This is a genomic window from Geobacillus proteiniphilus, assembly GCF_001908025.1.
Taxonomy (GTDB): domain Bacteria; phylum Bacillota; class Bacilli; order Bacillales; family Anoxybacillaceae; genus Geobacillus; species Geobacillus proteiniphilus.
In genome coordinates, this window is the sequence record NZ_MQMG01000049.1 from 18,873 (window position 1) to 28,880 (window position 10,008).

General features: G+C 47.4%; 9 protein-coding genes and 2 pseudogenes. 6 read left to right on the top strand and 5 right to left on the bottom strand.

Annotated elements, in window-relative coordinates; translation table 11 throughout:
* Nucleotides 1-101 precede the first annotated feature (101 nt).
* A complete protein-coding gene (locus tag BRO54_RS14975) occupies nucleotides 102-1,679 on the top strand; it encodes an ATP-binding protein (protein WP_074044449.1) in 1,578 nt (525 codons plus the stop codon).
* A gap of 63 nt (nucleotides 1,680-1,742) precedes the next feature.
* Complete coding sequence (locus tag BRO54_RS14980) at nucleotides 1,743-2,423, top strand: response regulator (RefSeq protein ID WP_074044450.1); 681 nt, start codon at nucleotides 1,743-1,745, stop codon at nucleotides 2,421-2,423.
* A 58-nt stretch (nucleotides 2,424-2,481) separates the two neighbouring features.
* Here the strand turns inward: BRO54_RS14980 and BRO54_RS14985 are convergent, their stop codons facing one another.
* Nucleotides 2,482-3,459, bottom strand: a complete 978-nt coding sequence (locus BRO54_RS14985; protein WP_074044451.1) for a LacI family DNA-binding transcriptional regulator — start codon at nucleotides 3,457-3,459, stop codon at nucleotides 2,482-2,484.
* A gap of 278 nt (nucleotides 3,460-3,737) precedes the next feature.
* Here BRO54_RS14985 and BRO54_RS14990 point away from each other — a divergent pair, with 278 nt between their 5' ends.
* The gene (locus BRO54_RS14990) at nucleotides 3,738-4,448 is read left to right on the top strand and encodes a hypothetical protein (RefSeq protein WP_074044452.1); all 711 of its coding nucleotides are present in this window, start codon (nucleotides 3,738-3,740) and stop codon (nucleotides 4,446-4,448) included.
* A 72-nt stretch (nucleotides 4,449-4,520) separates the two neighbouring features.
* On the opposite strand, the pseudogene BRO54_RS20600 reads toward BRO54_RS14990, so the two are convergent.
* Nucleotides 4,521-4,676, bottom strand: a pseudogene (locus tag BRO54_RS20600) (sporulation protein YhbH); the annotation flags it as partial.
* Nucleotides 4,677-4,996: 320 nt separating this feature from the next.
* Here BRO54_RS20600 and BRO54_RS14995 point away from each other — a divergent pair.
* The 3 genes from BRO54_RS14995 to BRO54_RS20605 all read left to right on the top strand — a co-directional run bounded on the left by BRO54_RS14995 (nucleotide 4,997) and on the right by BRO54_RS20605 (nucleotide 7,048).
* Nucleotides 4,997-5,359 (top strand): hypothetical protein, encoded by a 363-nt coding sequence (locus BRO54_RS14995; RefSeq protein WP_074044453.1) that lies wholly within the window; start codon nucleotides 4,997-4,999, stop codon nucleotides 5,357-5,359.
* A 79-nt stretch (nucleotides 5,360-5,438) separates the two neighbouring features.
* Nucleotides 5,439-6,575 carry an IS110 family RNA-guided transposase gene (locus BRO54_RS15000; RefSeq protein ID WP_074044454.1) on the top strand — a complete coding sequence of 379 codons (1,137 nt, stop codon included), beginning with the start codon at nucleotides 5,439-5,441 and terminating at the stop codon, nucleotides 6,573-6,575.
* Nucleotides 6,576-6,799: 224 nt separating this feature from the next.
* Complete coding sequence (locus tag BRO54_RS20605) at nucleotides 6,800-7,048, top strand: type II toxin-antitoxin system PemK/MazF family toxin (RefSeq protein ID WP_239691277.1); 249 nt, start codon at nucleotides 6,800-6,802, stop codon at nucleotides 7,046-7,048.
* A 265-nt stretch (nucleotides 7,049-7,313) separates the two neighbouring features.
* On the opposite strand, the gene BRO54_RS20120 is transcribed toward BRO54_RS20605, so the two are convergent.
* From BRO54_RS20120 to BRO54_RS20610, 3 genes and pseudogenes are all read right to left on the bottom strand, one after another.
* A complete protein-coding gene (locus BRO54_RS20120; RefSeq protein WP_167367384.1) occupies nucleotides 7,314-7,487 on the bottom strand; it encodes a hypothetical protein in 174 nt (57 codons plus the stop codon).
* Between the two features lie 215 nt (nucleotides 7,488-7,702).
* On the bottom strand, nucleotides 7,703-9,661 hold the full coding sequence (locus tag BRO54_RS15010; protein WP_074044455.1) for a PhoX family protein: 1,959 nt from the start codon (nucleotides 9,659-9,661) through the stop codon (nucleotides 7,703-7,705).
* 198 nt (nucleotides 9,662-9,859) lie between these two features.
* Nucleotides 9,860-10,008 (bottom strand): annotated as a pseudogene (locus BRO54_RS20610) (sporulation protein YhbH); the annotation flags it as partial.

A 10,008-nucleotide genomic window follows, 5' to 3' on the forward strand; every position in this document is an offset into this window, starting at 1 on the left:
AGAAGATTTGGTATAATGAAAAAAACGTTGATTCATTCTCTTCCTGAATTTAAATATGGCATGACCAACGGCAATCACGACTGACAAAAAGGAGTTCCGCCATGAACCGGCTGCCGATTCGCTGGAAAATTACGATTTTGATTTTCGTCATCGTCAGCTTTTCCATGTTGCTGAGCGGTGTATTTATCATCAACGACTTTTTCCATACAAAAGAGGAGGAACTCAGCCAGCGCGCTTTATTGACCGCGCGCACCGTCTCCGAGCTGCCCGAAGTCAGGCGCCATATTGTTGGAAACAAACAAAGTCGAGCGCTCATCAATCCAATCGTCGAGCGGGTGCGCGTCATTCATGGCGCCGACTATATCGTCGTTCTCGATATGAACAAAGTGCGCCTCTCCCACCCGCTTCCCGTGATGATCGGCACCATCTCCCGCGGCGCGGATGAGGGGCCGGCGTTTGCCGAACATACGTACACATCCAAAGCCCACGGGGAAATCGGGACAGTGGTTCGCGCCTTCGTCCCGATTATGAATAGCGATCACGAACAAATTGGCGTCGTCATCGCCGCCTACCGACTGCCGACGTTTTTCGAAGCGATTGATTCGTTAAATGGAGAAATTACCATAGCGGTCGTTTTGTCGCTCGTTGTCGGCGGAATTGGAGCATGGCTGCTCGCCTCCCATATCAAGCGGCAAATGTTTGAGCTGGAACCGCATGAGATCGCCAAACTGCTCATCGAACGAACGGAAGCGTTTAACGCCATGCACGAAGGCGTCATTGCCATTGACAGCGATGAAAAAATTACCATCTTCAACGACCGGGCAAAACAAATGCTCGGCATCAAAGGGGATGTCATCGGCCGGTCGATCCGCTCCGTCATTCCGGACACACACCTTCCGGAAATCTTGGAGGTAAACAAGCCGATTTACAATAAGGAGCTGCAAATCGGCAATTTAACGATTTGGAGCAACCGCATCCCGATCAAAGTCAACGGGAAAACGGTCGGCGCCATTGCCATTTTCCAAGACCGGACGGAAGTGAAGCGGCTGGCTGAAGAACTGACGGGCGTAAAAGCGTTTGTCCACGCCTTGCGTGTGCAAAATCATGAATACATGAACAAGCTTCATACGATCGCCGGCCTCATTCAGCTCGGCCATATCGAAAAGGCGCTTGAGTACGTGTTCCAAGCCACGGAAGAGCAGGCGGAGCTCACGCAGTTTTTAAGCCGCAACATTAAGGACGAAAGCATTTCTGGACTGCTCCTAAGCAAAATCCGCCGCGGCAAGGAACTTGGCATTCGCGTGACGATCGATCGCCACAGCCGGCTGCACCGCTTTCCGCCGCATCTCGATCACCATGATTTCGTTGTTCTCCTTGGCAATTTAATTGAAAACGCCTTCGATGCCTTTCGCGGCGTAACCGACCGGGAAAAAGAAATTTACGTCAGCCTTGAACAAAATGAAGACATTTGCTCCCTCTCGGTTGAAGACAACGGCCAAGGCATCGCTCGCGAGCATATTGACCGCATTTTTGATGAAGGCTTTTCAACCAAAGGGGAGAACGGACGCGGCATCGGCTTGTATTTGGTGAAGCAAATTGTGGAAAAGGGAAACGGGCGCATCGATGTGCAGTCGGAGGAAGGGAAAGGAACGGTGTTTACTGTTACCTTTGATATGTGACTACCCATTCATGCAACGGCGGCCGCGAAAGACACCCCCGTCGAGACGAAGGAGGAAAAGGCTATGTATCGCGTGTTGTTGATCGAGGATGACCCGATGGTGCAAGAAGTGAATCGGCAAATGATTGAACAAGTCGACGGCTTCACCGTCATCGGCCTCGCTGGAAACGGTGAAGAAGGGCTCCGCCTCATTCACGAGCTCCGTCCCGATTTAGCGATGATTGATATTTACATGCCGCAGCTGGACGGCCTTGAAACATTAAAACAAATCCGCGCCCGCGGCCATGAAGTCGATATCATCGCCATTACCGCGGCGAGCGACATTGAAACGGTGCGCCGCGTCCTGCAAAATGGCGCCTTCGATTACATTGTGAAACCGTTTAAATTTGAACGGCTCAAACAGGCGTTGGAAAATTATCGGACGTTCCGCCGGTCGCTTGCGGAAAAGGAATCGCTCACCCAGGTGGAACTCGATGCCCTAAGGCGGGCGACTGAACAACCGGCCGGACCGTCCTCCGAGCTTCCGAAAGGACTGAATGAGGTAACATTGGAAAAAGTGATCGCCTATTTGCGCCAACACCGCTTCCCCGTTTCCGCCGAGGAAGTGGCCGAAGGAGTCGGCATCGCCCGCGTCACCGCCCGCCGCTATTTGGAGTACCTTGAGAAAACGGGAAAAGTCGTGCTCGATGTTCAATACGGCGGCGTCGGACGCCCAGTGAATCGGTACCATCTGAAAGCAACATAACACGATGCCGTTTCGAGTGGCTTCAAGCTGGTTGTCAGAGACGGAAAGCCAGGCCCTATTATGCCGTATCCCGCACCAGCAACCGGGCAGGCAGCTCTTCCTGCTTTCGCGTCACATTGCCTGTCTCCAACCAATGATGAATCAAGCGAAACGCTTTCCCTCCCAGCTGAAAATGAGGCAAAGCGACGGTCGTAATGCCAAGCAACTCAGCGAGTGGGTCGTTGTCAAACCCAATAATGGAAAGTTCTTCTGGAATACGCACCCCGATGCGTTGCGCCTGCAAAACGATGCCGGCCGCCACTTGGTCACTGGTGACAAGCAAAGCGCTCGGCCGCTCCTCCATAGCGACCCATTGCTCGATTACGCGCTTTCCGTCTTCGAGAAATAGACAACCCTCAAAAATCCACTGGCGTCGAGGAATGACGCCAGCTTCGCGCAAAACATCTTGATACGCCGCCGCCCTCGCTTGGCTGTTCGGCCCCGTCATTCTTCCAATGCAATAGCCGATGCGTCGGTGTCCTTTTTTTACCAAGTAGCGAAGCGCTTGGACAAACGCTTGATAATGATCAATGTAAACAGCAAAAAAATCGTGCTCTCCGACATGTTCGCATAAAACGATGGGACCGTCTCCCTGATAAGCGGCAAACGCCTCCCAGTCCACTTCGTGGGAGCACACGATCAGCCCATCCATTTGCCTCATCCGCAGCCGCTCTAACGCCTCGAGTTCCCTCTCCACGTCATAATTCGTCTGAAACAAAAGCAGTTGGTAGCCATAACGGAGCGCCTCTTTGGATATACCTTCCATTATCGCAGAAAAATAAGGATGATGAATGTACGGAAGCATAACGCCGACAATCGCTGTCCTTCCTTTCGCCAAATGGACGGCTTGAATATTTTTCGTGTAATTGAGCTTCTCCACTGCTTCCCAAACCGCCTTCCGCTTTTCCTCGCTCACATACGGATATCCGTTCAACACCCTTGATACAGTAGCCACCGATACGCCTGCCTCTTTCGCCAAGTCACGGATATTGGCCATATTCACACACTCCCTAAAAAAGACTTGCCTTGAAACGCGTTTCATACATTATTGTTGATCCTGCCATCTAGTATACATGAGGAGGGGGACAACATGCTTTACGGATTTGCTTCACTCGTTCTGCTCGTCGCCGCTGTTTGGGGCGGGGCGCATATCGCCTTGCACGTCAAACAACGTGCAAAAACAAACAAGCAGAAAAAATAGGGAAACCAGTCTGTTTGTTTCCACCGTTTCAATTGGTATAATGGGGAGTATATGGAACGTAAGGAGGAATGAACATGACTCGATACTGGAAACTGTTGTTCTCTCTCGCTGTCGCCTCCGCCTTGCTGGTTGGCTGCGGAATGAAAGCGCAGGAGTCAGCAACAGAAGCAGCGGAAGAACAACAGCCAGCCGCCTCAAGAGAAACGTCCGCCGATGTGCAGCCGACAAACGAAAAGCAAGCTTCTTCCGGCCAATCGGATGCGGCGGCGAGTAGACAAGCAGCCGCAAAAGAAGAAACCTCCGGGCAGCCGCCCGCTGACGAAGAGCAACCTGCCTCTTCGCAACCAACGACTTCTTTGTCCTATCGGACAGGAAATCAAACAGTCACCGGAACAGCGACGCTGCAAACGAGCGACAATCAACATTTTTCCCTCTATGTTTTGGAAGGGTGGACGCTTGACGCCGAAGAACCGAGTGCCGATGTCTTGCTTCATGGCGACGCATTCGCCCGCATCCGCTTGCTTTCTCCGGGTGAAACAAACTATGAACAACTAGCGAAAGAACATGCCCAAGCAGTCGACGCCAACGCCGCCCGCCAACAAACGGACGGGTTGCCTAAGCCGTTCGCTGATGCGGTTTGGTACACCGCCCAAGCGGACGGCGTCACGGTTCATGTCATCGCCAGCGCCCAACCGACGCCGATGCTATTGACCGTACACGCTCCAAGCAACGAAGACGTGCTTGGCGCCGTGCTCGCCATGGTTGCTACATTACAAAAGCAATAACGTATCCAACGGGGAAGGAAACCGCTCTTCCCCGCTTCCAAAAAAAAATCCCCCTTCCAGCCAACAAGAGGATCAAACAAGCTGTTTGCTCTCTTCTTTGCGGAAAAATGTTTTCATCGCGTAGAACACATCCGATTTTTGTTTCAAAATATAGTAGCGGAACTTTTCATCCTTAATATTGCGATACGCCGACATGAGCGTGGAATGGCGGTTGTACTGATACAACTGTATACGCTATACACAATCTCCTGTATTATCTATCATAACATTTATGGCTTAGCCCTTCTTCAATCCTCCTTTTATTTCCTAATTTTATCACAATATTCATTAAAGGATGTCGAAAACTTTTGCTTGACACGTTTTTTCGGACAAAATTGGTTAAAATCGTTGATACAACAATATTTTCAAACAGAAAATGGCTAGTTTGTTATACTAAAATCAAAGACATTTTCCCATACTGGTAATCATACACATCCAGTATGGGAGAGTGATACGTAATAGATGAAAATCATAAGAAACGTACCAACAAAAACAGGGGGAATGATGAAATGTTAAGTGTGAAGGAGTTGGTTCAACGGAACATTGGCGGCGCCAGCAAAAAGGTTTCTCCTGTAGATGAAGCTCTGAAACGGTTTCGTGACGAGAACGGCTACGACTTTTTGGACATGATCAATAATGATAAAATAAGAAAAAAGCATCTTTTGAAACAAATACAGAAAAGTTCCATGAGCAATTTTTGCTCTCCACCCGGGCATGAAAATCCCCCTTTTCTTCCCATAATGAAGAGTAGGCGCAAACAGCTCAATAGGACGTTATACTTAATGGTGGCTTGGACCCTGTACAGAAAAGCGTTCGAATCCACTGGGTGCACCACCCATTGTCCGCCCTTTCCCGATGCGGAGGAAAGGTGACGACGAACGGAAAACTGCCGCATTTCTCCCGTGGATTCGCTGTTTGCGCACTCGATCATCGAAAAGGAGGATTTTCATCATGGATGTCATCTATCCTCGCTGCGCAGGATTGGATGTTCATGCCGAAACCATCGTCGCCTGCGCGCTATGGGAAGAAGATGGACACATTCAAAAGGACATTCAAACCTTCTCCACGTTCTCGAAGGGACTTGGCGACCTGCTTGAGTGGCTCGAAGAACATGGCGTTACCCATGTCGCCATGGAATCCACCGGCGTGTATTGGAAACCGGTCTTCGCCTTCCTCGAGGGCTATGTCGACTTGACACTGGCCAATCCGCAGCGGATCAAAAATGTCCCGGGAAGAAAAACCGATGTCTCGGACGCCGAGTGGATCGCCAAGCTGCTCCGCCATGGACTCGTTGAAAAAAGTTTCGTCCCCCCGGCGGATATTCGCGAATTGCGGGATTTTACCCGCCTCCGCAAAAAATGGGTCGGACAGCTGACGTCGGAGAAAAACCGGATTCAAAAAGTGCTCGAGTCTTCCAATGTCAAACTCAGCTCGGTCCTCTCCGATCTCTTCGGCGTTTCCGGAAGAAACATCCTTACCCGGCTGCTGGAGAAGGGATACGTGGACAAGGACGAGTTGGATGAATGCCTGCGCGGCAGGCTCAAAACGAAAAAGCAGGCGGTGTACGATTCACTGCTGGGCACCTTGACCGAACACGAGCTCCGTCTCCTTCGCCTCTTGTGGAAACACGTTGAGGAATTGGAGCAGTTAATCGAAGAAGTCGACCAGCACATCGACCGCCTGCTCGAGCCGTATCGCGAGGAAGTCGAATTGCTGATGACCATGCCCGGAGTGAAAAAACAAACCGCCGCCGTCATCATAGCCGAGATGGGAACCGACATGAGCGTCTTTGAAACGCCGGAACGGGCGGCTTCATGGACTGGATTGTCCCCCGGCAACCATGAAAGCGCCGGAAAGCGAAAGAGCACGCGCACGACAAAAGGCAATCCCCATCTCCGATCGGCGTTATGCGAGGCGGCATGGTCAGCAGCTCGATCCAAGACGCATCCCTTGTCCCGAAAGTTTTGGTCGTTGGCGGCCCGGTGCGGGAAGAAAAAAGCCCTCATCGCCATTGCTCGGCGGATGTTGGTGATCATCTTTTGCATGATCTCCCGCAAAGAGCCGTTCCGCCAACCACAACTTATTTAGTCTAGCCAAAAGGCAGACAGGTTATACGAGATGCCTAAAATCGGGCACCTCTGCTTTCCTATTGCCTTTTTTGGCCATTTTCAGTATACCCTCACGGATCAGGAGCGTATACCGCACTCACCAAGTGGTGGGGATTTTCACGGAAAAGACTATAGCGACAACGACTTCTTTGAAATGTTTGAAGATAAGCAAGGGGAATGATTTTTTTCTAAGGGAGAGAGAACTTGGATCGACTTGAATTTCGGCAAGGAGATATCATTTGGTTTAAATTTCCGGAAGAAGATCCGAAACCTCAATATACCATTAAAGGATCTCATCCTGCTCTTTTACTCCACGATTATACTTTGCCAAATCAGACAGTTGTTTTAGCTCCTTTGACATCTCTGTATGATAAAAACGGAAATGTCAAGGAGCTAAAGTCATACCATTTACCGCTTTATAAAAAAGACTATCCGCAGCTAAGCAATGACTAATATGTGAAGTTAGATCAAATTATGACTTTCTCTCGTAACAAAATCGGGGATTACATATGTTCATTAAACGAAATAGATAGGGCTGCTCTACATCTTAAGCTCATAGAATCACTTCAAATGCATGACACGATTAGGGAAATCGTTGTTAAACAAATAGAACAAACTGTTCACAAATTGATAGAGAAATACATTGAAGATATGATGAACAAAGAGTCAAAATAGCCTATCCTAATTCATTAGGAACGGGCTATTTTCGCTATATTGCTTATCTATACTCTATCATATGCTCCAAAGCCTCTTCGAAAAACTCGCACGCTGCGACGATTCCCTCAGCAAAAGCCTGTTCCACAACATCTTCTGTTTCCATTTTAGCATATTCGTTCCGCTGTTCGGCGATAAAAGCGTGGAGAACAAGCAATTTAACCACTAACTTATCCATGTGGTCTACCACCTCATGAATCTCGCAGTTTTAATCGGGCCCCGGCCACCTTTATGTCAGAGTACGATGACTGCGACTGTTGCGGTTGTTTCAACGACCGCAAGAAACCTTGTTCTTTTTTATGACCCTGCCGTTTGGCAGGGTCATTTCACTCGTTTGCTCATCTACAGTAAAAAAGTCTGCTCCAATTTATGGGGCAGACTTTCTGTTATCTCTTATTTTTTCTTTTTGCTCTGTTGAGCTTTTTGCTGTTTCTTTAATTCCTCCTGCAGTTTATGAATGTTCGGCAACCCTTGGATATAGCCAACAGCTCCAGCTTGATTAATTCCATATGTTGCATCGATCGCTTTTTTCACATCCTCAAGTTTGACAGCTGTCGGTGTAAAATTGTCTAATTCGTCTCCCGGATGCTGGAAATTGCTCATAATGTAGCTAAATCCATTTCGGTTATCAGCCGCTTGAAGTCCTGTTGCCTCTGCACCAGCGGGAACAGATAAAATGCGGGACAATTTTTTCGTATCCACGTTATATGCCCATACAAAATTGTTAATATGTTGGCTACTATCTTCTCCGATAAACAATGTGCGATAATCCTCAGAGAAGCTTAAGTTATCCGGACCAGCAATTTTATTCACGTTCGCTTTATTGCCGTAAGCGTCAGGTTGAGCCAAATCTTCACCGACAATAAGCGCCTTCATAGAAACGGCTGCATACCCGCTGTTAATCGGCTCACCAGTTGTGCTCTTTTGTCTTGGCTCTAAGCTTAACTCATAAACCGCACCAGCTTTCACTTTCGGTAATTGAATGTGATCCGTTGGGTCTTGATTGTTTTTCTCCATCCCTTTACTAATGTCGGAAATAGCCACATACACTTTTTTGTCTCTCGCGTTCACCGCTAAGCCTTCCATTTTATTAAACTCGCTTGTTGCCCCTAACATCGCTGCGTAACGGCGCGTCTCCAAGAATGCCGCAGCCTTTTCCATACCCGGCTTTAATTTCAAATATTCTATTTTGCCATAGTTTGCACTTTGTCCTGAGTATTGCTTAACAGGAGTAAACCCTTCTTTTGGTTCATTAGACACTTCAAAAATATCGCTGAATTTAATGCCTTTATCAATGATCCGTTTAATTTCTTTATCTGTCGCATGTCCAAGTTTAATCCATTCTAAATTGCCAGCCCCACCGTTTTCTGCACTTGTTTGTACAAATTTCGCCGCATATAATGTGCCGGCTGACAAATCACGCGGCTTATCAGCCACATACATAAACAGCATTGTATATTCGCCGTCGTCTCCAAAGTAAGCAGTACGCTCATCCGGCATGACAACCATCAATTCATTGGAACGACGTCCAGTACTGTAATGTTTTACAACGCGAGTAGTTCCGTCAGCATTGACCATCACTTCAGGAATAAAGCCGTAATAATAAGGGTTTGCTTTTTTCTCATCATCAAAATATAGCTTTGCGAAATCTTTTAAATGAGCTGTTGATGGACTGAGCTTATCTTGTGTATCAAATTCAAAAGAGCGAGCGTCAGGTTCATATTCCTCTGAACCTAAGTGCGTATTCCATGGTGTTAACGATCCGTTGCACGGCACCCATAACCCGTTTACTGTGGAAACATCAATTTTATCAACAGTTGCAACCTTCAGTTCTCCTGTTTTCATATTTTGATATAGTTTCGTTAACGTCATCGAAGCAGGTACACGACGCCACGCAGGATTTCCAGCATTGTCCAACGAGTCATACTCATAATGAGAAACAAGGTACAAAGAACCGTCCTTCATTGGACGAAGTAAACTGTTCGCATCTGGTGCATCAGATACATAGTGAACAGGTTTCCCATCTACAGATTTGTCGGTAATTGGGTCACCATAATAATCCGTTGGTGTACCTGCTGAGAACGTCTCGCCATTGGACATTTTAAACTGATCGGTTGTTTTAAAAAGCTGCTTATATGTAAGCGGGAAGTTTTTTGTTTTTCCATCCGTATACTTTACAACAACTGAAGCTGTTGTAAACGGCTTGCTCATTTCTTCAGCGGTAGTTGGTACTCTCGAGCCGCTAAATGAGATCGATTCAATCTTTACTTCTTTTGTTGCGGCTTGAGATGGGTGCAATGCCGGAACCATAATTCCAAGAGCCAAAGCAACGACAATTCCTTTCCTTTTCATCATTTTCCTCCTTGTGATAAAATAAATGTCCTACTTACATTTAACAATATAATTGTTAAAATATTTTAATAGATTCGTAAATCGAATGTTAATTTATGTAAAAAGTAACATTTTCCTCTCAGCAAAACTGAAAAATGAACAAAAAATGCCCCCAGCATGTTCATAATCCTTAAAAAACCCCCTGCATCATGCAAGGGGTCATACGAGCGTTTTATTTTCTTCTTTTCGGAAAAAGGTTTTCATGGCGTGAAAGACGTCTGACTTTTGCTTAAGAATATAATACCGAAACTTTTCATCTTTAATGTTTTTATAAGCAGACATAAGCGTTGAATGGCGGTTGTACTGAT